This is a genomic window from Oceanicaulis alexandrii DSM 11625 (assembly GCF_000420265.1).
GTDB lineage: Bacteria > Pseudomonadota > Alphaproteobacteria > Caulobacterales > Maricaulaceae > Oceanicaulis > Oceanicaulis alexandrii.
On sequence record NZ_ATUP01000001.1, the window covers coordinates 292,541 to 314,297 of the forward strand.

Here is a 21,757-nt window from a genome sequence, read left to right on the forward strand (position 1 = left end):
TCCCGGCACGAGTGTCACTGTGCGCTGAACGGGCGCGATTCACAGTCAGCTTTGCAGGGCCCCATGTCCTATTCGATTGATTTCAAAACCCGCGTCGCCTTCATGAAAATCGAGGAGGAGGAACGGGAATTGTTGCGGCGGCTCAAGCCGGTCATAGAGCGTGAGTTCCCGTCCATTCTTGATGCGTTTTATGAACACCTCAAAGGCTGGCCAGAGATCTACGGCATGTTCGGCGGCGAGGCTGGCGTCAAGCACGCCCGATCCAAGCAGCTGGAGCACTGGCTCAGGATCGCTGACGCCAAGTTTGACGAGGACTACGCCCGCTCCGTAACGGCGATCGGCAATGCGCACGCCCGTTTGAAGCTCCAGCCGCAATGGTATTTCGGCGCCTACAACTTCCTGATGATGGACCTGATCCAGGCCGTGCTCGACGAGCGCCGCAAACAGGGCGGCCTCAACGGTTGGCGCAGCCATGCTGAAGCGGCCCGCAAGCGGGTTTCGGTTCTGGTCAAAGCGGTCATGCTCGATATGGAGCTGGTGCTGAGCGTCATCTATGAGCGCCAGAACGAAGAACGACTGGAGATGTTTGACACGCTCGCCAACGAGATGGAGGCCCAGATCGGCGTCATCTCCGATACACTGGCGAAAACCTCCACCCATCTGGCCGACAGCGCGCGCACCATGGCGAAGGACGCCGAGACCTCGTCTCAACAGGCCTCAACCGTCGCCGCCGCCGCCGAAGAAGCCACGGCGACCGCACAGAGCGTAGCGGGCGCCTCGTCAGAGCTGACCAAGGCCATCCAGGAAATCTCCTCCAGCGCCGGTGAAGCCGCGGACGGGTCCTCGAAAGCCGCCGAGCAGGCTGAGAAGACTCGCATAACCATGAACACGCTTGATGAGGCCGCCCAGAAAATCGGTGAGATAATCACCCTGATTACGGGCGTCGCGGAGCAGACCAACCTGCTGGCGCTGAACGCCACAATCGAAGCCGCCCGCGCCGGAGACGCCGGCAAGGGCTTTGCGGTCGTGGCCAGCGAAGTGAAATCCCTGGCCGGTCAAACCGCCAAGGCGACCGACGAAATATCACAACAAATCAACAACATCCAAACCGTTGTGAAGAGCGCGGTCGAAGCCATCGAGGATGTGGCCCGCTCCGTCGATCGCGTGAATGGGGTCTCCACCTCAATTTCCGCTGCGGTCGAAGAACAGAACGCTGCGACCGCCGAGATCAGCCGCAACACCGAGCAGACCGCCCAGAGCGCCGGTTCCGTGTCACAGACGATAGTGGGCGTGCTGAGCAGCGTGCAAAGCACCGCCAGCTCTGCTCAAGGCCTGGTGCAGTCGTCAGACGACCTCGGGCGACAGGCGGACAAGCTGCGGGAAGACGTGGCTCAATTCCTCAAGCGTCTGAGAGCCGCCTAGAACAGGCTACCCTGATCCGGATTGGCCTGGCGCTTCTTCGCTTTAGGCGCAGGCTTTGGCTTCGCTGGCGGGGTCGGAGACGGCGCTGCGGCGGGAACAGAGGGCTTACCGTCAATCACCGCCCGGCGCTCAACGTCGTCAAAGACCAGCGACACCGCTTGACCGGCTGCAAGCGCTGCGCCCTGACGCACCAGCGCGCCGTTCTCGTCCTTGACCAGCGCAAAGCCGCGCTTGAGGACGGATTTGTGCGACAGGGAGTCAAGCCGAGCGCCCAGGCCTGACAAGGTCCGCTCCTGGTCTGACAGTTCACGCCGGAACGCCTGGTCCAGACGGACGCCCGCCTGATTGAACCGCTCGCCTTTCAGCGCCAGATCGCGCCGGAGCGCCGCCGGGCGCATCTGAAGCGCGGCGGTCTGCAGGCGGTTGCGCTTGCGCTCCAACCCGGTCTGCGCGGCGCCATTGAGGCGGCTGGCGATGAAGTCGAGCTTTTGCGCATTCTCATTGAGCATCGCCTTGGGACTGGGCAGACCCCGTGAGGCGGATTTGAGATCGGCGGCCTTGCGGTCCAGCCCGCGCACCAGCGCGCTCATCAACCGGGCGCTGGTGGTGGAGATGCGTTCGGCCAGCTCACGCCGGACCGGCACCGCGATCTCCGCCGCCCCGGTGGGCGTGGGCGCACGCCGATCTGACGCATAATCGATCAAGGTGGTGTCGGTTTCATGCCCCACAGCCGAGATCAAGGGGATGCGAGACGCCGCGGCGGCGCGCACCACGCTCTCCTCGTTAAAGCACCACAAATCCTCGATGGAGCCCCCGCCCCGCGCCACGATCAGCAAATCGGGCACAGGGACGGGCCCGCCCGGCGTGATGGCGTTGAACCCCTCGATGGCGCGCGTGATCTGCTCGGCGGCCTTGTCCCCTTGCACCAGCACCGGCCAGAGCAGCACATGGGTGGGGAAGCGATCCTCCAGTCGATGCAGGATGTCGCGGATCACGGCGCCTGTGGGCGAGGTCACCACGCCGATCACGCGCGGCAAATAGGGCAGAGCCTGCTTGCGATCGGGCGCGAAGAGGCCCTCAGCGGCCAGCGCCTTTTTGCGCGCCTCCAGCAGCGCCATCAGGGCGCCCTCGCCCGCCGGCTCCATGCGCTCGATGATCATCTGGTATTTGGAGCGCCCCGGGAAAGTCGAGAGCCGCCCTTCAGCGATCACTTCGAGGCCTTCCTCGGGCCGGAAATTGAGGTGGGCGGCCACGCCCTTCCACATCACCGCGTCGATGACGGCCTTCTCGTCCTTCATGTCCAGATAGACATGGCCGGACTTGGCGATTGTCACGCGCCCCAGCTCGCCACGCACCCGCACATGGTCATAGGCCTGCTCCACCGTGCGCTTGAGCGCGTTGGAGAGCTCGGAGACGGTGTATTCGGGCGTATTGGAGGCGCTGGCGTCAGTCATGGGCTCACCCTAGCTGCGGATTCGGACGGCGTGTACCGCTCAGGCGCCGTTGACGTGCGGCCTTCCCGAGGCCATTCAGCAGGCACCAAGGATATCGGGCGCAGCGATTGCGCCAAAGACGGCAAGGGCGGCACATGAATATTCTCATCATCGGATCGGGCGGCCGTGAGCACGCCCTGGCCTGGAAAATCGCTCAGAGCCCGCTGGTGGACACGGTCTGGTCCGCGCCGGGCAGCGTCGCGCTGGATCAGATCGGTCCGTGCTTTGACGTCCAGCCCGATGATCTGGAGGGTTTGCAAGCGCTTGCGTTGCAGCTGGAGCCGGACCTGATTGTCATCGGTCCCGAAGCGCCGCTGGCGCTCGGCGCGGCGGACATGCTGCGCGCGCGCGGATTTGACGTGTTCGGCCCCAACAAGGAACCCGCGCAACTGGAAGCCTCCAAAGGCTTTTCCAAGGATCTGATGGCGAAGCTGGGCGTCCCGACCGCCGCCTATGGCCGCTTCACCGACGCCGGCAAGGCCAAGGCCTTTCTGGAGACGCTGGACGCGCCGTATGTGCTCAAGGCCGATGGCCTGGCCGCCGGCAAGGGCGTGGTGATCGCCCCCACCCTTGAGGAGGCCAAAGCCGAAGCCGAAGACATGCTGTCGGGCAAGTTCGGCGACGCCTCGGCCGAACTGGTCATCGAGGAGTTCATGCATGGCGAGGAAGCCAGCGTCTTCGTGCTGACCGATGGCGTGAACCGCATCACCCTGCCCGCCTGCCAGGATCACAAGCGCCTTCTGGATCATGACGAAGGCCCCAATACCGGCGGCATGGGCGCGTACTGCCCCGCCCCGGTGATGACGCCTGAGCTGATGGCGCAAGTGGATGAAGAGATCGCTGCGCCCATGCTCGACGGCCTCAACCAGGCCGGCCATCCCTATCAGGGCGTGCTTTACATCGGTTTGATGATCACCCCAGAAGGCCCCAAAGTGGTTGAGTTCAATGTCCGCTTTGGCGATCCGGAGTGCCAGGTTCTGATGGCGTCCATGCAGGACGACATCGTGCCGGTGCTCCTGGCCTGCGCGACGGGCGGCATGCCCGAACGCGATTTCCAGTCCCTGCTGCCTGCTGCGGATCAGGCCCTGCCGGCTGCGACTGTTGTGCTGGCGACCAGCGGCTATCCCGGCGCCTACGCCAAAGGCTCGGTGATCCAGAACGTGAAAGCCGCCGGCGAGATCGACGGCGTCACCGTGTTTCACGCCGGAACCGGCACCAATGACAATGGCGACCTGATCGCCACGGGCGGTCGTGTGCTCAATGTGACCGCTGTCGGCGATGACCTGAAACAAGCCGTAGAGCGGTGCTACAAGGCCGTGGACACGATTGACTGGCCCGAAGGCGTCTGTCGCCGCGACATCGCCTGGCGAGCCCTCAACCGCGAGTAAGGCATACTATGGACGCCACCCGGATCACGATCAGCACGCCCGAGGACCAGGACGCGCTTCTTGCGCTTTATCCGCGAGCCTTTCCAGAGGAAGACCTGACGGGGCTGGTCGCGGCTCTGCTCAGCCACCCCGACGTCTTGTCCCTGACCGCCTGGACAGGACTCAGCATTGCCGGGCACGCCGCGCTGACCCGATGCTCCGTCACTGAGAGCGATGCGCGTGTGGCTCTGCTGGGGCCGCTCTGCGTGGCGCCGGAAGCCCAGCGTCAGGGATTGGGCCGCGCCTTGATCGAAGAGGCGGCTCATCAACTGGAAGCTGAAGGCGTGAGCGCAATGCTGGTGCTGGGCGATCCCGATTATTATGCCTTGCGCGGCTTTGATCAGGTCAGCCCGATCGAGCCGCCTTATCCGCTCAAACCGGAATGGCGCGACGCCTGGCGTATGAGAACTCTAAGCCCGCAGGCGCCCGAGCGCGGGACCTTGCAAGTCCCCGCGCCCTGGGCCGATCCGGCGCTTTGGTCCTAAGCCGCTAAAGCGACAGCGTCCGTGAGAACCGCTCACCCTGGCGTTCGATTTCCATCGGCCAGTTTTTCTCGCCGTCCAGATCGCGCAAGACCCGGTTGAGGTCGATCAGGGTTTCGATCCGCTCTTCATTGATGGAGAGAATGCGGTCCCCCGGGCGGAACCCGAAATACGCCGCCGCTGAGCGACGCGTGACGCCAGAAACGAGCACCCCATCCATAAAGGGGTCAATGCCATTCTCTTCATTAAAGGCGGGACTGAGCTGGACCAGCTCGGCGCCGTGAAGCGGATTTTCACCGGAAATATCCATCCGGGCGCCCTCAACCGCGCCGGGCGCCGGTTCCGCATCCACATTCAGCACACGCTCACGTCCGTCACGCAGCACGGTCAGCGCAGCGCTATCGCCAATCATGCGGGTCGCAAAGCGGAACCGTGCGCCGATCTCGTCATTGACCTCGACGCCATCCACCGCAATCACCACATCGCCCTGTTCGAGCCCGGCGCGGTCCGCCGCGCCGCCCTCCCACAGATCCGCGACGATCGCCCCGCGCGGACGGTCCAGCCCCAGAGAGCTGGCGAGGTCCTGAGTCACGGGCTGCAGGCGGGCGCCCAGCCAGGGCCGGATGATCTCGCCATCCACCAAAGCCGCTTCGACCACAGTGCGCACCATTTCAGAGGGAATGGCGAAGCCAATACCGTTTGATCCGCCAGAGCGCGAAAAGATCGCGGTGTTCACGCCGATCAGCTGACCATCCATATCCACCAGGGCGCCGCCGGAATTGCCCGGATTCACCGCCGCATCGGTCTGGATGAAGAAGGCATAGTCGGAAATGCCCACATCCGTGCGCGCCAGCGCCGAGACAATGCCGCTGGTCACCGTCTGCCCCACACCGAACGGATTGCCGATGGCGAGCACCAGATCGCCCACTTCGCTATCACCAGCGTCATCATACGGCAGGACGGGCAAGGCCTCGTCCGTGCTGATCTTGAGGACGGCGAGATCCGTACGCTCGTCCGCCAGCAGCAACTCCGCTTCAAACTCGCGCCGGTCTGACAAGACGACGCGCAGATCCTGCGCGCCCTGAACCACGTGGTTATTGGTGACGATGACGCCGCTGGCGTCCACGATCACGCCGGACCCCAGTGAGTTCACCTCACGCTCACGCACTTGCGGGCCGAAGAAACGCTCGAAAAAGGGATCGCCCGCGAACGGCGTGCGTTGAGCGATGACCCGGCGCGAATAGACGTTCACCACCGCAGGCGCCGCCTGACGCACCACGGGCGCAAAGGACAACTGAACCTGAGCCTGTGTGTCAGGAACGGCGCGCTCTTGCGCCGTAACCGGCGCGATGAGAGCCGCACTGGCTGCAAGCGCGAGGGACAGGGTTCGGAACATGGAGCAATCTCCTCAGGGTAAGCCTGTAATGACAAAGCAAATGTCAGGCCGATGTAGGATGGCCAACCGGGCCTGAACAGAGGCTGAGCAATTACGATTTCGCAAGATCGACACCCAACACGTCAGAATTTGGGCTAAACTGCTCAGGAAGGGAAACGTCATGCGCAACACGATCAATCGTCTGATATTCCGTCGCGGCAAAGGCGAGAAAACTCTGGCGAAAATCCAGGAAAAGGCCGAGGCGGCCTACACTCCGCTCTATCGGGAGGGACGGACGCCTGCGCTGGACCGCGCCGAAGAGCTGGCCCTTCAGCGCGTGGCCGAGGCGGCTGAGCGCACCGAAGACGAATTTGCGCGCGACGAAGCCAAGGTCGAAGCCGGTTTCTGGCCGAAGGTCCAGCGAGTCGCCCGGCAAATCCCGTTCCTGGAAGATCTGGTGGCCGCCTATTACGCCATGCGTGACCCGGAAACGCCGCTCCGGGTGCGCGCCGCCCTCGCCCTGGGCCTGCTCTACTTTTTGTGGATCTTCGACATCATTCCCGATTTTCTCGGCTTCGTCGGATACGCCGATGACGGCACCGTGCTGACCACGATCATCCTGCAAGTGGGCGGCGCGATCACGGACGCCCACCGCGCCAAGGCGCGCGAGGCTCTGGGCATGGCCACGCCTCAGTCAGACCCGTAAATCCTCACCGTTCCAGATGTGCTTGAACTCATCGAGCGGGCGCAGCCTGAACCGCGTACCGGTCAGGCTGGCCGCCTGTATGCGATCACAGCGGAAGGTCCGCGGCTCGCCTCGGAAATGATCAAAGGCGATGACGTACCAGACCGGATATTTCAGCAAAAGATAGTGAGGCTCGATCTGACGCTCTGACATCTCCAGGTCTTCGCGCTGATAGCGAATCTCGAGCCGCTCCTTGTCCATGAAGGCCTGATGCAACGCCTTGATCACCAGATCAGGCGGCGGCGATGCGCTCACCTGAACGAAGGTCGATGCGGTCACCCCCACGAGTATCCTCGATTTCAGGGCCTCCACCCTCTCCCGTTTATCCGCAGAGAAGGACGCAATGAGCTGCCGTCTCACACTCTCAAGGCTCGCCAGAAAGATCGGCGAGCCCATTTTCTGAGCGACTTCGATGCCTATGAGAAGGTCGACCGCTTCAGCGTAAGCGAGATTCAGCCGCCCCACGCCCCATCGACGGTCAAGCCGAACGCCGCCCCCTCGCCCGCGATCAGCCTCGACAGGCAGCCCTTGTTCACGCAAGAGCGCCAGATCACGCGCCAGCGTACGCTCGCTGACGCCAAGCTGCTTAGCCAGATCCTTGATGATGCAGAACGGCTCGGCCTTCAGCTGCGCGGTCAGCCGCTCAAGCCGTTGCAGGCGATTGGATGAATTTGACCGGGGCACAAAACTAATACGACATAAAATGTTATATTTGCCAATAGCGTCGCGGCTCACAAACCTATCGTCACTTGGGAGATTTTGACGTGCAGATGAACTATTTCGTCGCCGGGACGAACAATATGGCGGCTGCCACAGCCTTCTACGATCAGCTCTTCGGCCATTTCGGCATCGCGCAGGCGGCGCGGACCGAGCGCATGACCTACTGGCTGGGAGAGGGTTTCGCGTTCGCTGTCGCTGAACCCTTTGACGGCGAGCCTGCAACACATGGCAACGGGACCATGATCGGCTTCAATGTCGGATCTGCGGATCAGGTGGACGCACTCTATCGGAAAGTTCTTGAACTCGGCGGCTCGGATGAAGGCAAACCCGGACAGCGCGGGCCGTATTATTCCGCGTATGTAAGAGATCTCGACAACAACAAGATCTGCTTGAACGCCACGGTCTAGACACCTGCAAACGAAAAAGGGCCGCATCCAGAAGATGCGGCCCTTTATTCAGTCGAGAGTGCGAAGACCTAGTCTTCAGCGGCCTCGGCCGCCTCTTCGCGCGCACGGTCGGCGGCGCCTTTGGCGGACGGATCGCGATCAACCAGTTCGATCACAGCCATCGGAGCGTTGTCGCCATGACGGAAGCCGGCTTTCAGAACGCGGGTGTAACCACCCTGACGCTCCTGGTAGCGCGGGCCGAGGGCTTCAAACAGCTTGGCCACCTGATCCTTGTTGCGGATCTTGGAGATCGCCTGACGGCGAGCGTGCAGATCACCGCGTTTGGCCAGGGTGATGAGCTTGTCCATGATCGGCTTGAGCTCTTTGGCCTTCGGCAGGGTGGTGACGATTTGTTCGTGCTCGATCAGCGACGCGGCCATGTTGGCGAACATGGCGCGACGGTGGGTCGAGGTGCGGTTAAGCTTGCGGTGGGCGACGCCATGACGCATCGGTGTTCTCCTTCAATCCCGGTTAGGGACGCCTCGCGGCGCGCCTCCTAGATTTGATCCTCATATTTTTTGGCGAGATCTTCGATGTTCTCCGGCGGCCAGTTCGGCGCGTCCATGCCCAGATGCAGACCCATCTGTGCGAGAACTTCCTTGATCTCGTTGAGCGATTTGCGACCGAAGTTCGGGGTGCGGAGCATTTCCGCCTCGGACTTCTGAATGAGGTCGCCGATATAGACGATGTTGTCGTTCTTCAGGCAATTCGCCGAACGCACGGACAGTTCCAGCTCGTCCACCTTTTTGAGGAGGGCCGGGTTGAAGTCCAGCTCGGGTTTGTCGTCTTCCGCCGCACGGGCTTCGGACGGCTCTTCGAAGTTCACGAAGATCTGGAACTGGTCCTGCAGGATGCGCGCAGCATAAGCCACGGCATCTTCAGGGGTCACAGCGCCGTTGGTTTCGACTTCCAGGATCAGCTTGTCATAGTCGAGCACCTGACCTTCACGCGTGTTCTCCACGCGATAGGCCACGCGCTTGACCGGGCTGTACAGCGCATCCACGCCGATGAGGCCGATCGGGGCGTCTTCGGGACGGTTGCGGTCAGCCGGGACATAGCCTTTGCCGGTGTTCACGGTCAGGACCATGCGCACGTCCGCATCCTCGTCGAGAGTGCAGATGACGTGATCCTTGTTGATGATCTCGACGTCGGCGGTCTCTTCGATGTCTGCGGCGGTCACTTCGCCCGGGCCCTGCTTTTTCAGGGTCAGACGCTTGGGACCTTCGCCATGCATGCGCAGAGCGACCTGCTTGAGGTTCAGGATGATGTCGGTGACATCTTCCCGCACGCCCTTGATGGACGAGAACTCGTGCAGCACGGAATCAATCTGCACGGCCGTGATCGACGCGCCCTGCAGCGAGGACAGCAGAATACGGCGCAGCGCATTGCCCAAAGTCATGCCGAAGCCGCGCTCGAGCGGCTCAGCAATGATTTTGGCTTGGCGCACCGGATCAAAGCCAGGTTGGACTTCCGGCTTCATCGGGCGGATCAGTTCCTGCCAGTTCTTCTCAATCACGGACATCACCCCTTCAGGCGTGCGGCGCGACAGTCATAGGGACTGCGCGCCGGACCAAAGTCGTCAATCAACGCATTACGGCGTTGATTGAATTTAGACGCGGCGGCGCTTCGGCGGACGGCAGCCATTGTGCGGAATCGAGGTCACGTCGTGGATCGTCGTGATCGTGAAACCGACAGACTGCAGCGCACGCAGCGCAGACTCACGGCCCGAACCCGGACCAGAGACTTTCACTTCCAGCGTCTTCACGCCGTGCTCTTGCGCTTTACGGCCTGCATCTTCAGCAGCAACCTGCGCAGCATACGGCGTGGATTTACGCGAGCCCTTGAACCCCATGGCGCCAGCCGACGACCAGGAAATCGCATTTCCCTGCGCATCGGTGATGGTGATCATGGTGTTGTTGAAGCTGGCGTTCACGTGTGCGACGCCGGCCGTGATATTCTTGCGCTCGCGGCGGCGGACGCGGGACGGTTCTTTTGCCATTACCCTGCTTCCTTATTTCTTCTTGCCGGCGATCGGCTTGGCCGGGCCTTTACGGGTGCGCGCATTGGTGTGCGTGCGTTGACCGCGGACCGGAAGGCCGCGGCGATGACGCAGACCACGATAGCAACCCAGGTCCATCAGACGCTTCACATTCACCGCAACTTCGCGGCGCAGATCACCTTCAACGGTGTATCCACCGTCGATGGCTTCACGGATCTGCAGAATTTCTGCGTCGGTGAGCTGGCTCACACGTTTTTCGGCGGGGATCCCCACCTTGTCACAAATTTCCGTCGCCATAGCCGGGCCGATGCCGTGGATATAGCGCAGCGCGATCGTGACGCGCTTGTTGGTCGGAATGTTGACGCCGGCGATACGTGCCACGACGCTCTCCTTGTCTCATCAGCCTTCGCACAGAAGACGGCGAAAGAGCGCAACCGGAATGGCGGCGCTTGTTTCGACGTCTGCCCCTGCGAGCGAAGGGCGCTTATTATAGGCGCTCACCAGTCACGTCAACCGCGAGAGGAAGCCACCCGTCCTGTTTTTCCAGACCATGCTGATCTGGAAGCTGCTCTTTTATTGGCCGAGCGCGGCTGCAATACGTGCAGCAACCTCGTCCATCTCACCCATGCCGTCCACATCAGACAGTTTGCCCTGCCCCTCATAATAGGGAATCAGCGGCGCGGTCTGGGCGTTATAATTCTCAAGCCGCACTTTGAACGCCTCGACAGTGTCGTCGGCGCGGCCCTCTTCAGCGGCGCGTTTTTCCATACGCGCCACCAGCTCGTCCTGGTCCACCACCAGCCGCAAGACCGTGTCGATCTGCGTGCCGCGTGATTGCAGGAGTTCATCCAGCGCTTCGGCCTGGGCCACGGTGCGCGGGAAACCGTCGAAAATGGCGCCGCCGGCGATTTCAGCCTCCGGCAGACGTTCCTCGATCAGTGCGATGACGATGTCATCGGAAACCAGGTCGCCCCGGTCCATAATGCCTTTGACCTTCTGGCCCAACTCGGTGCCTGCGGCGATAGAGGCGCGCAGCATGTCGCCGGTGGACAATTGCAGCCATCCGTAATCAGCGACCAGACGTTTGGCTTGGGTGCCCTTGCCCGCGCCAGGCGGTCCGAACAGTACCAGATTCATCTCTTGCGCCCCTTCAGCTTGGTCTTCTTGATCAGGCCTTCATACTGGTGGGCCAGCAGATGGGACTGGATCTGACCAACCGTATCAAGCGTCACCGACACCACGATCAGCAGCGAGGTGCCGCCAATGTAGAACGGGATGCCGGAAACTTGCGCCTTCAGGAACTCGGGCAAAACACAGACAATGGTCAGATACGCCGCCCCGATGACGGTCAGACGCGAGAGCACATAGTCGAGATATTCCGCCGTCCGCTTGCCAGGACGGATGCCCGGCAAGAAGCCGCCATACTTCTTCAGATTATCCGCGGTGTCTTCCGGATTGAAGACCAGCGAGGTGTAGAAGAAGGTGAAGAAAATGATCAGCGAGGCGTAGAACGCCAGGAACAGGGGCTGCCCCGGGCCCAGCAGGGCGACGATGGTCGTCATCCATTCCGGACCGGTGGTGGAGAAACCCGCCACAGTCGCCGGCAGCAAGAGCAGCGACGAGGCGAAGATCGCCGGGATCACGCCGGCCGTGTTCAGTTTGAGCGGCAGGAAGCTCGATTCGCCGCCCATCATGCGGTTGCCCACCTGACGCTTGGGATACTGGATCAAGAGCCGGCGCTGGCTGCGCTCCATGAACACCACGAAGGCCAGCACGACGATGATGCCGATCAGCATGGCGATGATGACGCCGCCGGGAATGGCGCCCGAAGCGCCCTGTTGCAGCGCATTGACCAGCGCGCGGGGCAGCTCGGCCACAATGCCGGCGAAGATGATCAGGGACACGCCATTGCCCACGCCGCGTGCGGTGATCTGCTCACCCAGCCACAGCAGGAACATGGTGCCGCCCACCAGGGTCGTCACGGTGGTGATCAGGAAGAACGGTCCGGGATTGATCGCGATGGAGGCGCCGTCGGTCACCGTCTGCATGCCGATGGCGATGGCGAACGCCTGAGCGCCGGCCAGAACCACGGTCAGATAGCGTGTGTATTGGTTGATCTGCTTGCGACCCGCCTCGCCGCCTTCTTTTTTCAAGCGCTCGAGCGACGGCACGGTGGCCGCCATAAGCTGCATGATGATGGAGGCGGAGATATAGGGCATCACGTTCAGCGCGAAGATCGCCATGCGCTCGACGGCGCCGCCGGACATCATGTTGAACATGCCCAGCACGCCCTGGCTTTGCTGCTGGAAGGCCAGCGCAAATTGCGAGGGGTCGATGCCCGGCACAGGCACAAACGTGCCGATACGGTAGATGACCAGGACCAGGAGCGTGAACAGAATGCGCTTCTGCAGCTCCTTCGCTTGGGCGAACGCCCCGAAATTCATGTTCTGGGCGAGCTGTTCAGCGGCTGACGCCATATCGGTCGGATGCTCCCTGAGAAAGCCCTCAAAGCGCGGAGGGACCGCTTCCAGTTAGGAAGCGGTCCGTCTCAACGCCAGCTTATTCGGACTGGTCTTTGGCGGATTTGGCGGTGACGGTGACTTTACCGCCAGCCTTTTCCACAGCTTCGATCGCCGGCTTGGAGCCGCCAGCCACCGTCAGGTCCAGTTTCGCGGTCAGTTCGCCGCCGCCAATCACTCGCACGCCGTCCTTGGCGCGGCGAATGACGCCAGCCTTGATCAGAGCGGCGGCGTCGACAGGCGCTTTCGCGTCCAGCTTGCCGGCGTCCACTGCCGTTTGCAGGCGGCCCAGGGTCACTTCAGCGAACGCCAAACGGTTCGGCTTGTTAAAGCCGCGCTTGGGCAGACGTTGATAGAGCGGCATCTGACCGCCCTCAAAGCCCTTGATGGCGACACCCGAGCGAGACTTCTGGCCTTTAACGCCGCGTCCGCCGGTTTTGCCTTTGCCAGAGCCGATGCCACGGCCGACACGCGTACGCGATTTGGTCGCGCCGTCGTTATCGCGCAGTTCATTCAAGCGCATCGTTCGTCTCCTTGGTGAGAGGGCGCGGGATTAACCGCGCTCCTCCACAATCTCAACCATGTGGGCGACCTTGCGGATCATGCCCCGCACGGACGGGGTGTCCTCAAGCTCGCGCTCGCGGCCGATCCGGCCCAGGCCAAGACCCTTGAGGGTCGCGGCCTGGTCCTTCGGACGGCGGATGGGGCTGCCGGTTTGGCGCACCACCAGGGTTTTTTGTTCAGCCATGCGTCCCTCCTAGGATTCGATGGCTTCAGGTGAGCTGGCGCCATCTTGGCGACGCTCAACCAGATCAGCGACCTTGATGCCACGCTTGGCGGCCACCGAACGCGGGCTGTTCTGGGCTTTGAGGGCCTCGAACGTTGCGCGAACCATGTTGTACGGGTTGGACGAACCGGTCGATTTTGCGACCACGTCCTGAACGCCGAGCGATTCCAGCACCGCACGCATCGGACCGCCGGCGATGACGCCGGTGCCCGGAGGCGCGGAACGCAGGATCACCTTGCCGGCGCCCCAACGACCTTTTGCATCATGGTGCAGGGTGCGGCCTTCACGCAGCGGCACGCGCACCATCATCTTCTTGGCTTCTTCGGTCGCCTTGCGGATGGCTTCCGGCACTTCACGCGCCTTGCCCTGTCCGAAGCCGACGCGGCCCTTCTGGTCGCCGACCACCGCGAGAGCGGCGAACTGGAAGTTCCGGCCGCCTTTCACGGTTTTGGCGACGCGGTTGATCTGGACCAGCTTGTCGACCAGTTCCGGTTCGGCGTTATCGTCGTCCCGGCGGCGGCGATCGCGGCCGCGATTGTCTTCTCGTGCCATGCGTTCGCTCCTTAGAAGTTCAGACCGCCCTCGCGAGCGGCGTCTGCGAGCGCTTTAACACGCCCGTGGAAGATGTAACCGCCGCGGTCGAACACCACGTCGATCAGACCTCTTTCCTTCGCCCGTTCTGCGACGCGCTTGCCGACTTCGGCAGCCGCTTCGACACCGTTCGAAGAGATCTTGGCGTCTTTCTCCAGAGTGGAGGCCGACACCAGGGTCACGCCGTTCGCATCGTCGATGATCTGGGCGTAAATATTCTTTGAGGAACGGAACACCGACAAACGCGGTCGTCCATTGCCCATTTTGCGGAGCCGGGTGCGCGTGCGCTGAGCGCGGCGCCGCATGGTTTCTGCAGCATTTTTCATCGCCTGGCCCCTTACTTCTTCTTGCCTTCCTTACGACGGACATATTCGTCGGAATACTTCACACCCTTGCCTTTGTAAGGCTCAGGCGGACGGAATTCACGAATTTCCGCCGCGGTTTGACCCACGGTTTGGGCGTCAGCGCCCTCAATGGTGATCTCGGTCGGTTTCGGCGTCGCAATTTTGACGCCCTCACGCGGCGTGTAGATCACGTCGTGCGAGAAACCGAGCGAAAGCTTGAGATCCGTGCCCTGCATTTGGGCGCGGTAACCAACACCGACCAGCTCAAGGTTCTTTGAGAACCCCTGAGTGACGCCTTGCACCATGTTTTTGATGCGGGCGCGCGCGGTGCCGTACATGGCTTTCGCGAATTTTGTGCCGTCAGCCATTTCGACCGTAATGGCGTTGTCCTCTTGCTTCAGACGCACGCATGCGGGCGCTTCGAAGCTGAGTTCGCCTTTCGGGCCTTTGACCGACACCTGAGCGCCAGTGATATTGGCGGTCACCCCGGCGGGGATTTCGACAGGCAGTTTGCCTAGACGCGACATAGTTCTAGCCTCCCTGTCTCTAGCTGACGTGGCAAAGGATTTCGCCGCCGACATTCTTTGAGCGCGCCAGTGCATCGCTCATAACGCCTTGCGGAGTCGAAATGATGGCGATGCCCAGGCCGTTCATGACGAGCGGCAGATCGCGCACCTTGCGGTATTCGCGACGGCCCGGCTTGGACACGCGTTTGATCTCGGAGATCACCGGCTGGCCTTCATGGTATTTCAGTTCTATTTCGAACTGCTTGAAGCCCTTGGCGTCGGTGGTCTCGGTGTAACCGCGGATGAAGCCCTCTTCCAGAAGCACTTCGAGCACGCGGCCACGAAGTTTGGAAGACGGGGTCACCACATTGCTCCGCTTGCGCATGAGCGCGTTACGGATGCGGGTCAGCATATCGCCGAGAGGATCGTTCACGGACATCTAAATCCCTCCTACCAGCTCGACTTGACCATGCCCGGGATAAGCCCGTGGCTGGCCAGCTGACGCAGCGCGATGCGCGACATCTTGAGCTTGCGGTAATAAGCGCGCGGGCGGCCGGTCACCTGGCATCGGTTACGGATGCGGGTCGGCGCCGAGTTGCGCGGCAACGAGGCCAGCTTCAGTTGCGCTGCAAAGCGCTCTTCAACCGGCTTGTCCGTGTCGCGTGCGATCGCTTTCAGCGCTTCGCGCTTGGCGGCGAAACGCTGAGCCAGGCGCTGGCGCTTGAGATTGCGTTCGACTGCACTCTTCTTAGCCATTCAGTTCTTCTCCTCGCGTGCGAGACCCTCACGGTCTCGCTCTCCTGCTGCGTTAGTTCGAAAACGGAAAATCGAACTCGGCCAGCAGGGCCTTCGCTTCTTCATTGGTGTTAGCCGTAGTGCAGACAACAATGTCCATACCGCGGATTTTCTCGACCTTGTCGTAATCGATCTCGGGGAAAACGATATGCTCTTTCAAGCCCATCGCGTAATTGCCCCGGCCGTCAAAGCTCTTGCCGTTCAGACCGCGGAAGTCGCGGACGCGCGGCAGAGCAATGGTCACCAGACGATCAAGGAATTCGAACATGCGATCCTTGCGCAGGGTGACTTTGGCGCCAATCATCTGCTCTTCGCGCAGCTTGAAGCCGGCGATGGAGTTCTTGGCGATCGTACCGACCGGCTTCTGGCCAGCGATCAGTTCGAGATCTGCGAGCGCGCCGCGGATTTTCTTGGAATCCTGAGCAGCCTCGCCGACGCCCATGTTGATCACGACCTTATCCAGGCGCGGGATCATCATTTCATTGGCGTAACCGAACTTTTCTTTCAAAGTCGCGCGGATTTCCTCGCGATACTTCGTTTTCAGGCGCGGTTCGTATGCAGCAACGTCAGCCATCGATCACCTCACCGGATTTCTTGGCCACGCGAACCTTCTTGCCGTCTTCAATCTTGAAGCCCACACGGGTGGCTTCGCCAGATTTCGGATCGGCCAGAGCCACGTTGGACACGTGGATGGACGCGTTTTTCTCAACAATACCGCCCGGGGCCGTTTGGGTCGCGCGCTGGTGGCGCTTGACCACGTTGACGCCCGACACCACCACACGATCTTCTTTCGGAAGAACCTGGGTGACCTCGCCGGTCTTACCTTTGTCGCGACCGGTCAGAACGATGACCTTGTCGCCTTTTTTGATCTTCGCAGCCATGGTTACAGGACCTCCGGCGCGAGGGAGACGATCTTCATGTGGCTCTTGGCGCGAAGTTCACGAGGAACCGGGCCGAAGATCCGGGTGCCGACCGGCTCGTTGTTGGTGTTCAAGATCACAGCCGCGTTGCCGTCGAAACGGATGACGCTGCCGTCACGACGCTTGATGTCGCGAGCGGTGCGCACGACGACGGCCTTGCGGACATCGCCCTTCTTAACGCGGCCCTTGGGCGTGGCTTCCTTGACCGAGACGACAATGATGTCGCCGACGCCTGCATAGCGGCGTTTCGCGCCGCCCAGTACTTTGATGCACTGTACGCGGCGGGCCCCGGAATTGTCGGCCACGTCCAGATTAGTTTGCATCTGGATCATCGCTAATCCTCCGTTATCAGTGGATCATCCACCGGGCCAGGCTTACGCCTGCTCGGAGACGATCTCCCACCGCTTCAGCTTCGACTTCGGCGAGCACTCCTGGATTTGGACGCGCTCACCCACTTTGATCGCGCCCGACTCGTCGTGGGCGTGATATTTCTTCGTACGGCGCACGGTTTTACGCAGCAGGGGGTGCAGGAAGGTGCGCTCAACGCGCACGATCACGGTTTTTTCCTGCTTGTCGCTCACCACGACGCCTTGAAGGATGCGCTTCGGCATGGACCCAAGCCCCCTTAATTTTCAAGCGCGCGGCGACGCTGATCCGTTTTGACCCGGGCGATATCCCGGCGGATCTGCATAAAGCGCGCAGTGTTTTCCAGCTGGCCGGTGGCCTGTTGGAAACGCAGGTTGAACTGTTCTTTTTTCAGCTTGAGGAGTTCGTCCTGAAGCTGATCGTCGCTAAACGCGCGGACGTCTTCGGCTTTCATTCTTCCCTCCTCTTACTCACCCGGACGGGTGACGACTTTGGTCTTGATCGGAAGCTTGGCTGCGCCGAGGCGCAGGGCTTCGCGGGCGACATCATCCGGAACACCGTCGATCTCGAAGATGATCCGGCCAGGCTTGACTTTGGCCACCCAGTATTCGGGTGAGCCTTTACCTTTACCCATCCGGACTTCGGTCGGCTTCTTGGAGACCGGCAGATCCGGGAACACCCGGATCCAGACGCGACCAGCCCGTTTCATGTGACGGGTGATGGCGCGACGGGTCGCCTCGATCTGACGGGCGGTGATCCGCTCCGGCTCAACCGCTTTCAGGCCATAAGAGCCAAAGGTCAGCGTAAAGCCGCCCTTGGCCTGACCGTGGATGCGGCCTTTATGCGCCTTGCGGAATTTGGTGCGCTTCGGCTGAAGCATGGTTCTACTCCCTCGTTCCGCTTACGCCGCTTGACGGCCAGAGCGTGCGCGCTGCTCGCCAGAGTCGAGCATGCGGCGCTCTTGCGCCATCGGGTCATGTTCCATGATCTCGCCTTTGTAGATCCAGACCTTGATGCCGATGATGCCCATCGCGGTCTTGGCTTCAGCGAAACCATAGTCGATGTCCGCACGCAGGGTGTGCAGCGGAACCGAACCTTCAGAATACTTTTCAACGCGCGCGATCTCGGCGCCGCCCAGACGGCCGCCGCACATGATCTTGCAGCCCAGTGCGCCCATGCGCATGGCCGTCTGCAGGGAGCGCTTCATGGCGCGGCGGAACGCCACGCGGCGCTCGAGCTGCTGAGCCACGCTCTCTGCGACCAGGGTCGCATCGACTTCCGGCTTGCGCACTTCGACGAGGTTGAGGAACACTTCGCCGTCAACCATCTTCGAGACCTTGCGGCGCAGCTTCTCGATGTCCGCACCCTTTTTACCGATCACCACACCCGGACGAGCCGTGTAGATGGTGATGCGGCATTTCTTGTGCGGGCGCTCGATGATGATGCGCGACACAGACGCGTTCTTGAGTTCCTTTTTGAGGAAGTCGCGAATGCGCAGGTCTTCGTGCAGCAGGTCCGCATACTCGTCGCCTTTGGCGAACCAACGCGATTCCCACGTGCGGTTGATGCCGACGCGAAGGCCGATCGGATTAACCTTCTGACCCATTAGGCGGCCTCCTCAACTTCGCGCACGACGATCGTCAGCTCGGAAAACGGCTTCAGGATCTTGGCGCCGCGACCACGCGCACGGGCGCGGAAGCGTTTCATGACCAGGTTCTTGCCCACATAGGCCTCGGACACGACCAGAGAGTCGATGTCCAGACCGTGGTTGTTTTCCGCGTTGGCGATGGCGCTCTCGAGCACCTTCTTGACGTCGGCGGAATGACGCTTGCGCGAAAATTCCAGGTCAGCCAGAGCGCGTTCAACCTTCTTGCCACGGATCAACTGGGCGATCAGGTTGAGCTTCTGCGGGCTGATGCGAAGCATGCGCAGTTTTGCACGAGCTTCGTTGTCCGCGACGCGGCGGGGATTTGCAGCCTTGCCCATCGCTTACTTCCTCTTGGCTTTCTTGTCCGCCGCGTGGCCGTAATAGGTCCGAGTCGGAGCAAATTCGCCCAACTTGTGACCGACCATCTCTTCGGAGACGAGAACCGGAATGAATTTGTTGCCGTTGTGGACCTGGAAGGTCAGACCCACAAACTGCGGCATGATCGTCGAGCGACGCGACCAGGTTTTGATCGCCTGCTTGCGGCCGGCATCATGAGCAGCATCGGCTTTCTTCAGGAGGTATCCGTCGACAAACGGACCTTTCCAGACAGAACGAGGCATGGCGCAGCCGTCCCTTAGCGTTTCTTGCGCTCGTGGCGCGAGCGAATGATGAATTTATCGGTGGATTTGTTCGACCGGGTCTTGCGGCCCTTGGTCGGTTTGCCCCACGGGGTGACCGGGTGACGACCGCCCGAGGTGCGACCTTCGCCGCCGCCATGGGGGTGATCAACCGGGTTCATGGCCACACCGCGAACCGCCGGACGCTTGCCCATATGGCGCTTGCGGCCGGCTTTACCCAGATTGGTGTTCAGGTGGTCAGAATTCGACACGGCGCCGACAGTGGCCATGCAGTCCTGGTGCACCATGCGCAGCTCGCCGCTCATCAGGCGAACCTGAGCGTAACCTGCGTCACGACCCACCAGCTGAGCATAGGCGCCGGCGGAGCGGGCCACTTGGCCGCCCTTGAGCGGCTTGAGCTCAACATTGTGGATGATGGTGCCGACCGGCATGTTCTTCAGCGGCATCGCATTGCCAGGCTTCACATCAACGCGATCACCCGCGAGGACAGTGTCGCCAGCAGACAGACGCTGCGGAGCCAGGATGTAGGCCAGCTCGCCATCTTCGTACTTGATCAGTGCGATGAAGGCGGTGCGGTTCGGGTCGTATTCCAGACGCTCGACCGTCGCCGGGACATCAAACTTGCGACGTTTGAAGTCGATGACGCGATAGAGCTTCTTGGCGCCGCCGCCGCGACGACGCGACGTGATGCGACCGGTGTTGTTACGACCGCCAGATTTATGCAGACCCTCGACGAGCGTCTTTTCGGGGCGACCCGAATGCAGCCCGGACTTGTCCACCAGCACGAGTGCGCGGCGGCCAGGCGAGGTCGGCTTGAAAGTCTTCAGAGCCATGGTTCTCTCTCCTCTGCCCGCGCTTACAGGCCAGTGCTGACGTCGATGGAGTGGCCCTCTTCAAGGGTCACAACCGCCTTTTTGACGTCATCACGTTTGCCCGCAATGCCGCGGAAACGTTTGGTTTTGCCTTTTTGAACGAGCGTGTTCACGGCCTTCACTTTGACCTTGAACAATTCCTCGATCGCTTCGGCGATCTCTTTCTTGTTCGCAGACAGCGGCACACGGAAAACGACCTTGTTCTCTTCAGAGAGAATAGTCGCCTTCTCGGTGATCACCGGCGACAGAATGGTGTCGTAATGGCGAGCAGCGGGCATGTTACGCAGCCTCCTGCGGCGCAAGCCGCTCATTGATCTTCTCGACAGCCGCCTTGGTCAGCACCAGCGTGTCACAACGCAGCACGTCGTACACGTTCAGGCCTTGAGCCGGCAAAACGTCGATCAGCGGGATGTTGCGAGCGGCGCGGGCGAAGTTCTCGTCCAGCGTCTCGCCATCAATGATCAGCGCCTTGGCCAGACCCAGTTTCGAGAACTTCTCGATCAGGGCCTTGGTTTTGGCTTCATCCAGGCGCGCCTCGTCCAGAACCACCAGCTGCTTGGAGCCAGCCTTGGAGGACAGGGCGTGCTTGAGCGCCATGGCGCGCACTTTCTTCGGCAGTTCGGTCGCGTGAGAGCGAACGCGCGGGCCATGAGCCACGCCGCCGCCCACAAAGATCGGGGCGTTGCGCGAACCGTGACGGGCGCCGCCGCCGCCTTTCTGGCGACCAAACTTCTTCTTGGTGCGGGAAATCTCCCCGCGCTCTTTCGTCTTGTGAGTGCCGGCCTGACGGCGCGACAGCTGCCACTTGACGGCGCGCTGGAGGATGTCCGCGCGGATCTCTTCGATGCCGAACACGGCGTCGGAGAGATCAATCGAGCCGGCCTTGCCGGCGTCGAGCGTCACAACATCGAGTTTCATCAGTTAGCCCCTTCGTCCTGGGCTTCTTGAGCCGCAGCCGGAGCCTCGGCCGGAGCCGATTCGGCCGTTTCGATCAGCTTTGCCGGGTACGGCAGATCGTCAACGCCAACACCCTTGACGGCGTCGCGAATTTCGACCCAGCCTTGCTTGGATCCCGGAACAGCGCCCTTCACCAGCACCAGGCCGCGATCAGCGTCCACACGGACGATCTCAAGGCTCTGGATAGTGACACGCTCGGAACCGAGGTGACCGGCCATTTTCTTGCCTTTGAAGACCTTGCCCGGATCCTGACACTGACCGGTCGAACCGTGGGAACGGTGAGAGATCGACACGCCGTGCGAGGCGCGCAGACCACCAAAGTTCCAACGCTTCATGCCGCCAGCGAAGCCCTTACCGATCGAGGTGCCGGACACGTCCACTTTCTGACCGACCACAAAGTGCTCGGCAGAGAGGGCGGAGCCCGCTTCGATCAGCGCGTCTTCCGGCACGCGGAATTCAACCAGCTTGCGCTTGGGCTCAACAGAAGCCTTCGCAAAATGGCCGCGCATCGCTTTCGAGGTGCGCTTCGCCTTGGCCTTGCCCGCGCCCAGCTGGACTGCGGTGTAGCCATCGGTATCGGAGGTGCGCTGTGCAACCACCTGGAGCCCGTCCAGGTGAAGCACGGTCACCGGCACATGATCGCCATCTTCAGAGAAGATACGGGTCATGCCCAGCTTCTTGGCCAGTAGGCCGGTGCGCATGGAT

The 21,757-nt window shown here is 61.7% G+C and carries 34 protein-coding genes; 5 read left to right on the plus strand and 29 right to left on the minus strand.

The window, feature by feature from the left end; translation table 11 throughout:
• Nucleotides 1–63 precede the first annotated feature (63 nt).
• On the plus strand, nt 64–1,422 hold the full coding sequence (locus tag G405_RS0101415; RefSeq protein ID WP_022699711.1) for a globin-coupled sensor protein: 1,359 nt from the start codon (nt 64–66) through the stop codon (nt 1,420–1,422).
• Here the strand turns inward: G405_RS0101415 and xseA are convergent.
• Nucleotides 1,419–2,876 carry an exodeoxyribonuclease VII large subunit gene (gene xseA, locus G405_RS0101420; RefSeq protein WP_022699712.1) on the minus strand — a complete coding sequence of 486 codons (1,458 nt, stop codon included), beginning with the start codon at nt 2,874–2,876 and terminating at the stop codon, nt 1,419–1,421. The genes G405_RS0101415 and xseA overlap by 4 nt on opposite strands.
• A gap of 134 nt (nt 2,877–3,010) precedes the next feature.
• Here xseA and purD point away from each other — a divergent pair, with 134 nt between their 5' ends.
• Together purD and G405_RS0101430 are read left to right on the plus strand one after the other, a co-directional pair.
• Nucleotides 3,011–4,303, plus strand: a complete 1,293-nt coding sequence (purD, locus tag G405_RS0101425; protein WP_022699713.1) for a phosphoribosylamine--glycine ligase — start codon at nt 3,011–3,013, stop codon at nt 4,301–4,303.
• Between the two features lie 8 nt (nt 4,304–4,311).
• Complete coding sequence (locus tag G405_RS0101430; protein ID WP_022699714.1) at nt 4,312–4,827, plus strand: GNAT family N-acetyltransferase; 516 nt, start codon at nt 4,312–4,314, stop codon at nt 4,825–4,827.
• A 4-nt stretch (nt 4,828–4,831) separates the two neighbouring features.
• Here G405_RS0101430 and G405_RS0101435 read toward each other — a convergent pair whose 3' ends face one another.
• Nucleotides 4,832–6,220, minus strand: coding sequence for a DegQ family serine endoprotease (locus G405_RS0101435; protein ID WP_022699715.1), 1,389 nt, complete (start codon nt 6,218–6,220; stop codon nt 4,832–4,834).
• A 160-nt stretch (nt 6,221–6,380) separates the two neighbouring features.
• On the opposite strand from G405_RS0101435, the gene G405_RS0101440 reads away from it, so the two are divergent.
• On the plus strand, nt 6,381–6,905 hold the full coding sequence (locus G405_RS0101440) for a YkvA family protein (protein WP_022699716.1): 525 nt from the start codon (nt 6,381–6,383) through the stop codon (nt 6,903–6,905).
• Here the strand turns inward: G405_RS0101440 and G405_RS0101445 are convergent.
• A complete protein-coding gene (locus G405_RS0101445) occupies nt 6,894–7,628 on the minus strand; it encodes a helix-turn-helix transcriptional regulator (protein WP_022699717.1) in 735 nt (244 codons plus the stop codon). The two genes, G405_RS0101440 and G405_RS0101445, sit on opposite strands and share 12 nt — an antisense overlap.
• 80 nt (nt 7,629–7,708) lie before the next feature.
• Between G405_RS0101445 and G405_RS0101450 the strand changes: the two genes are divergently transcribed.
• The gene (locus G405_RS0101450) at nt 7,709–8,071 is read left to right on the plus strand and encodes a VOC family protein (RefSeq protein WP_028284459.1); all 363 of its coding nucleotides are present in this window, start codon (nt 7,709–7,711) and stop codon (nt 8,069–8,071) included.
• 68 nt (nt 8,072–8,139) lie between these two features.
• Here the strand turns inward: G405_RS0101450 and rplQ are convergent, their stop codons facing one another.
• The 26 genes from rplQ to rplC form a co-directional block, all read right to left on the minus strand.
• Nucleotides 8,140–8,559: a 50S ribosomal protein L17 gene (rplQ, locus tag G405_RS0101455; protein WP_022699719.1), complete on the minus strand. Its 420-nt coding sequence runs from the start codon at nt 8,557–8,559 to the stop codon at nt 8,140–8,142.
• A 47-nt stretch (nt 8,560–8,606) separates the two neighbouring features.
• Complete coding sequence (locus G405_RS0101460) at nt 8,607–9,626, minus strand: DNA-directed RNA polymerase subunit alpha (RefSeq protein ID WP_028284460.1); 1,020 nt, start codon at nt 9,624–9,626, stop codon at nt 8,607–8,609.
• A 93-nt stretch (nt 9,627–9,719) separates the two neighbouring features.
• Entirely contained in the window at nt 9,720–10,109 is a 390-nt protein-coding gene (gene rpsK / locus G405_RS0101465) for a 30S ribosomal protein S11 (protein ID WP_009801114.1), read from the minus strand.
• A gap of 12 nt (nt 10,110–10,121) precedes the next feature.
• Complete coding sequence (gene rpsM / locus G405_RS0101470) at nt 10,122–10,490, minus strand: 30S ribosomal protein S13 (RefSeq protein WP_022699721.1); 369 nt, start codon at nt 10,488–10,490, stop codon at nt 10,122–10,124.
• 192 nt (nt 10,491–10,682) lie between these two features.
• Nucleotides 10,683–11,246 (minus strand): adenylate kinase, encoded by a 564-nt coding sequence (locus tag G405_RS0101475; RefSeq protein WP_022699722.1) that lies wholly within the window; start codon nt 11,244–11,246, stop codon nt 10,683–10,685.
• The gene (secY, locus tag G405_RS0101480; protein WP_022699723.1) at nt 11,243–12,586 is read right to left on the minus strand and encodes a preprotein translocase subunit SecY; all 1,344 of its coding nucleotides are present in this window, start codon (nt 12,584–12,586) and stop codon (nt 11,243–11,245) included. Before secY ends, G405_RS0101475 begins: the two co-directional genes overlap by 4 nt.
• 82 nt (nt 12,587–12,668) lie before the next feature.
• A complete protein-coding gene (gene rplO, locus G405_RS0101485; RefSeq protein WP_022699724.1) occupies nt 12,669–13,151 on the minus strand; it encodes a 50S ribosomal protein L15 in 483 nt (160 codons plus the stop codon).
• Between the two features lie 30 nt (nt 13,152–13,181).
• Complete coding sequence (gene rpmD, locus G405_RS0101490) at nt 13,182–13,376, minus strand: 50S ribosomal protein L30 (RefSeq protein ID WP_022699725.1); 195 nt, start codon at nt 13,374–13,376, stop codon at nt 13,182–13,184.
• Nucleotides 13,377–13,385: 9 nt separating this feature from the next.
• Complete coding sequence (gene rpsE / locus G405_RS0101495) at nt 13,386–13,967, minus strand: 30S ribosomal protein S5 (RefSeq protein WP_022699726.1); 582 nt, start codon at nt 13,965–13,967, stop codon at nt 13,386–13,388.
• An 11-nt stretch (nt 13,968–13,978) separates the two neighbouring features.
• A complete protein-coding gene (rplR, locus tag G405_RS0101500) occupies nt 13,979–14,332 on the minus strand; it encodes a 50S ribosomal protein L18 (RefSeq protein ID WP_028284461.1) in 354 nt (117 codons plus the stop codon).
• A gap of 11 nt (nt 14,333–14,343) precedes the next feature.
• The gene (gene rplF, locus G405_RS0101505; protein WP_022699728.1) at nt 14,344–14,877 is read right to left on the minus strand and encodes a 50S ribosomal protein L6; all 534 of its coding nucleotides are present in this window, start codon (nt 14,875–14,877) and stop codon (nt 14,344–14,346) included.
• Between the two features lie 19 nt (nt 14,878–14,896).
• A complete protein-coding gene (rpsH, locus tag G405_RS0101510) occupies nt 14,897–15,295 on the minus strand; it encodes a 30S ribosomal protein S8 (RefSeq protein WP_022699729.1) in 399 nt (132 codons plus the stop codon).
• Nucleotides 15,296–15,306: 11 nt separating this feature from the next.
• A complete protein-coding gene (gene rpsN, locus G405_RS0101515; protein ID WP_022699730.1) occupies nt 15,307–15,612 on the minus strand; it encodes a 30S ribosomal protein S14 in 306 nt (101 codons plus the stop codon).
• A gap of 52 nt (nt 15,613–15,664) precedes the next feature.
• Entirely contained in the window at nt 15,665–16,225 is a 561-nt protein-coding gene (gene rplE / locus G405_RS0101520) for a 50S ribosomal protein L5 (protein ID WP_022699731.1), read from the minus strand.
• Nucleotides 16,218–16,532: a 50S ribosomal protein L24 gene (rplX, locus tag G405_RS0101525; RefSeq protein ID WP_022699732.1), complete on the minus strand. Its 315-nt coding sequence runs from the start codon at nt 16,530–16,532 to the stop codon at nt 16,218–16,220. The genes rplE and rplX overlap by 8 nt, the downstream gene beginning before the upstream one ends.
• Nucleotides 16,533–16,534: 2 nt before the next feature.
• Nucleotides 16,535–16,903: a 50S ribosomal protein L14 gene (rplN, locus tag G405_RS0101530; RefSeq protein WP_022699733.1), complete on the minus strand. Its 369-nt coding sequence runs from the start codon at nt 16,901–16,903 to the stop codon at nt 16,535–16,537.
• 42 nt (nt 16,904–16,945) lie between these two features.
• The gene (gene rpsQ, locus G405_RS0101535) at nt 16,946–17,182 is read right to left on the minus strand and encodes a 30S ribosomal protein S17 (RefSeq protein WP_022699734.1); all 237 of its coding nucleotides are present in this window, start codon (nt 17,180–17,182) and stop codon (nt 16,946–16,948) included.
• A 14-nt stretch (nt 17,183–17,196) separates the two neighbouring features.
• A complete protein-coding gene (gene rpmC, locus G405_RS0101540; protein ID WP_022699735.1) occupies nt 17,197–17,391 on the minus strand; it encodes a 50S ribosomal protein L29 in 195 nt (64 codons plus the stop codon).
• A 12-nt stretch (nt 17,392–17,403) separates the two neighbouring features.
• Nucleotides 17,404–17,817: a 50S ribosomal protein L16 gene (rplP, locus tag G405_RS0101545; protein WP_009801130.1), complete on the minus strand. Its 414-nt coding sequence runs from the start codon at nt 17,815–17,817 to the stop codon at nt 17,404–17,406.
• Nucleotides 17,818–17,838: 21 nt separating this feature from the next.
• Entirely contained in the window at nt 17,839–18,543 is a 705-nt protein-coding gene (gene rpsC, locus G405_RS0101550) for a 30S ribosomal protein S3 (protein ID WP_022699736.1), read from the minus strand.
• Nucleotides 18,543–18,923, minus strand: coding sequence for a 50S ribosomal protein L22 (rplV, locus tag G405_RS0101555; RefSeq protein WP_022699737.1), 381 nt, complete (start codon nt 18,921–18,923; stop codon nt 18,543–18,545). The genes rpsC and rplV overlap by 1 nt, the downstream gene beginning before the upstream one ends.
• Before the next feature lie 3 nt (nt 18,924–18,926).
• Entirely contained in the window at nt 18,927–19,205 is a 279-nt protein-coding gene (gene rpsS, locus G405_RS0101560) for a 30S ribosomal protein S19 (protein WP_022699738.1), read from the minus strand.
• Nucleotides 19,206–19,219: 14 nt separating this feature from the next.
• Nucleotides 19,220–20,056 (minus strand): 50S ribosomal protein L2, encoded by an 837-nt coding sequence (gene rplB, locus G405_RS0101565; protein ID WP_022699739.1) that lies wholly within the window; start codon nt 20,054–20,056, stop codon nt 19,220–19,222.
• A 23-nt stretch (nt 20,057–20,079) separates the two neighbouring features.
• Entirely contained in the window at nt 20,080–20,373 is a 294-nt protein-coding gene (locus tag G405_RS0101570; protein ID WP_022699740.1) for a 50S ribosomal protein L23, read from the minus strand.
• 1 nt (nt 20,374) lies between these two features.
• Nucleotides 20,375–21,013, minus strand: a complete 639-nt coding sequence (gene rplD / locus G405_RS0101575) for a 50S ribosomal protein L4 (RefSeq protein WP_022699741.1) — start codon at nt 21,011–21,013, stop codon at nt 20,375–20,377.
• Nucleotides 21,013–21,753 carry a 50S ribosomal protein L3 gene (rplC, locus tag G405_RS0101580; protein WP_022699742.1) on the minus strand — a complete coding sequence of 247 codons (741 nt, stop codon included), beginning with the start codon at nt 21,751–21,753 and terminating at the stop codon, nt 21,013–21,015. Before rplC ends, rplD begins: the two co-directional genes overlap by 1 nt.
• Between the last annotated feature and the right edge of the window lie 4 nt (nt 21,754–21,757).

Coding starts and splice junctions, on each gene's coding strand:
- rplV (WP_022699737.1), bottom strand. CDS start 18,923: ATGGGCAAGGCTGCAAATCCCCGCCGCGTCGCGGACAACGAAGCTCGT.
- G405_RS0101440 (WP_022699716.1), top strand. CDS start 6,381: ATGCGCAACACGATCAATCGTCTGATATTCCGTCGCGGCAAAGGCGAG.
- rpsH (WP_022699729.1), bottom strand. CDS start 15,295: ATGTCCGTGAACGATCCTCTCGGCGATATGCTGACCCGCATCCGTAAC.
- purD (WP_022699713.1), top strand. CDS start 3,011: ATGAATATTCTCATCATCGGATCGGGCGGCCGTGAGCACGCCCTGGCC.
- rplO (WP_022699724.1), bottom strand. CDS start 13,151: ATGCGCTTGAATGAACTGCGCGATAACGACGGCGCGACCAAATCGCGT.
- G405_RS0101415 (WP_022699711.1), top strand. CDS start 64: ATGTCCTATTCGATTGATTTCAAAACCCGCGTCGCCTTCATGAAAATC.
- rpsS (WP_022699738.1), bottom strand. CDS start 19,205: ATGCCTCGTTCTGTCTGGAAAGGTCCGTTTGTCGACGGATACCTCCTG.
- rpsE (WP_022699726.1), bottom strand. CDS start 13,967: ATGGCACGAGAAGACAATCGCGGCCGCGATCGCCGCCGCCGGGACGAC.
- G405_RS0101435 (WP_022699715.1), bottom strand. CDS start 6,220: ATGTTCCGAACCCTGTCCCTCGCGCTTGCAGCCAGTGCGGCTCTCATC.
- rplE (WP_022699731.1), bottom strand. CDS start 16,225: ATGGCTGACGTTGCTGCATACGAACCGCGCCTGAAAACGAAGTATCGC.
- G405_RS0101475 (WP_022699722.1), bottom strand. CDS start 11,246: ATGAATCTGGTACTGTTCGGACCGCCTGGCGCGGGCAAGGGCACCCAA.
- rplR (WP_028284461.1), bottom strand. CDS start 14,332: ATGAAAAATGCTGCAGAAACCATGCGGCGCCGCGCTCAGCGCACGCGC.
- xseA (WP_022699712.1), bottom strand. CDS start 2,876: ATGACTGACGCCAGCGCCTCCAATACGCCCGAATACACCGTCTCCGAG.
- rplX (WP_022699732.1), bottom strand. CDS start 16,532: ATGGCTGCGAAGATCAAAAAAGGCGACAAGGTCATCGTTCTGACCGGT.
- rplP (WP_009801130.1), bottom strand. CDS start 17,817: ATGCTTCAGCCGAAGCGCACCAAATTCCGCAAGGCGCATAAAGGCCGC.
- rpmC (WP_022699735.1), bottom strand. CDS start 17,391: ATGAAAGCCGAAGACGTCCGCGCGTTTAGCGACGATCAGCTTCAGGAC.
- rpsK (WP_009801114.1), bottom strand. CDS start 10,109: ATGGCAAAAGAACCGTCCCGCGTCCGCCGCCGCGAGCGCAAGAATATC.
- rplQ (WP_022699719.1), bottom strand. CDS start 8,559: ATGCGTCATGGCGTCGCCCACCGCAAGCTTAACCGCACCTCGACCCAC.
- secY (WP_022699723.1), bottom strand. CDS start 12,586: ATGGCGTCAGCCGCTGAACAGCTCGCCCAGAACATGAATTTCGGGGCG.
- G405_RS0101430 (WP_022699714.1), top strand. CDS start 4,312: ATGGACGCCACCCGGATCACGATCAGCACGCCCGAGGACCAGGACGCG.
- rpmD (WP_022699725.1), bottom strand. CDS start 13,376: ATGGCTGAACAAAAAACCCTGGTGGTGCGCCAAACCGGCAGCCCCATC.
- rplB (WP_022699739.1), bottom strand. CDS start 20,056: ATGGCTCTGAAGACTTTCAAGCCGACCTCGCCTGGCCGCCGCGCACTC.
- rplD (WP_022699741.1), bottom strand. CDS start 21,013: ATGAAACTCGATGTTGTGACGCTCGACGCCGGCAAGGCCGGCTCGATT.
- rplF (WP_022699728.1), bottom strand. CDS start 14,877: ATGTCGCGTCTAGGCAAACTGCCTGTCGAAATCCCCGCCGGGGTGACC.
- rpsC (WP_022699736.1), bottom strand. CDS start 18,543: ATGGGTCAGAAGGTTAATCCGATCGGCCTTCGCGTCGGCATCAACCGC.
- G405_RS0101570 (WP_022699740.1), bottom strand. CDS start 20,373: ATGCCCGCTGCTCGCCATTACGACACCATTCTGTCGCCGGTGATCACC.
- rpsQ (WP_022699734.1), bottom strand. CDS start 17,182: ATGCCGAAGCGCATCCTTCAAGGCGTCGTGGTGAGCGACAAGCAGGAA.
- rpsN (WP_022699730.1), bottom strand. CDS start 15,612: ATGGCTAAGAAGAGTGCAGTCGAACGCAATCTCAAGCGCCAGCGCCTG.
- rplC (WP_022699742.1), bottom strand. CDS start 21,753: ATGCGCACCGGCCTACTGGCCAAGAAGCTGGGCATGACCCGTATCTTC.
- rplN (WP_022699733.1), bottom strand. CDS start 16,903: ATGATCCAGATGCAAACTAATCTGGACGTGGCCGACAATTCCGGGGCC.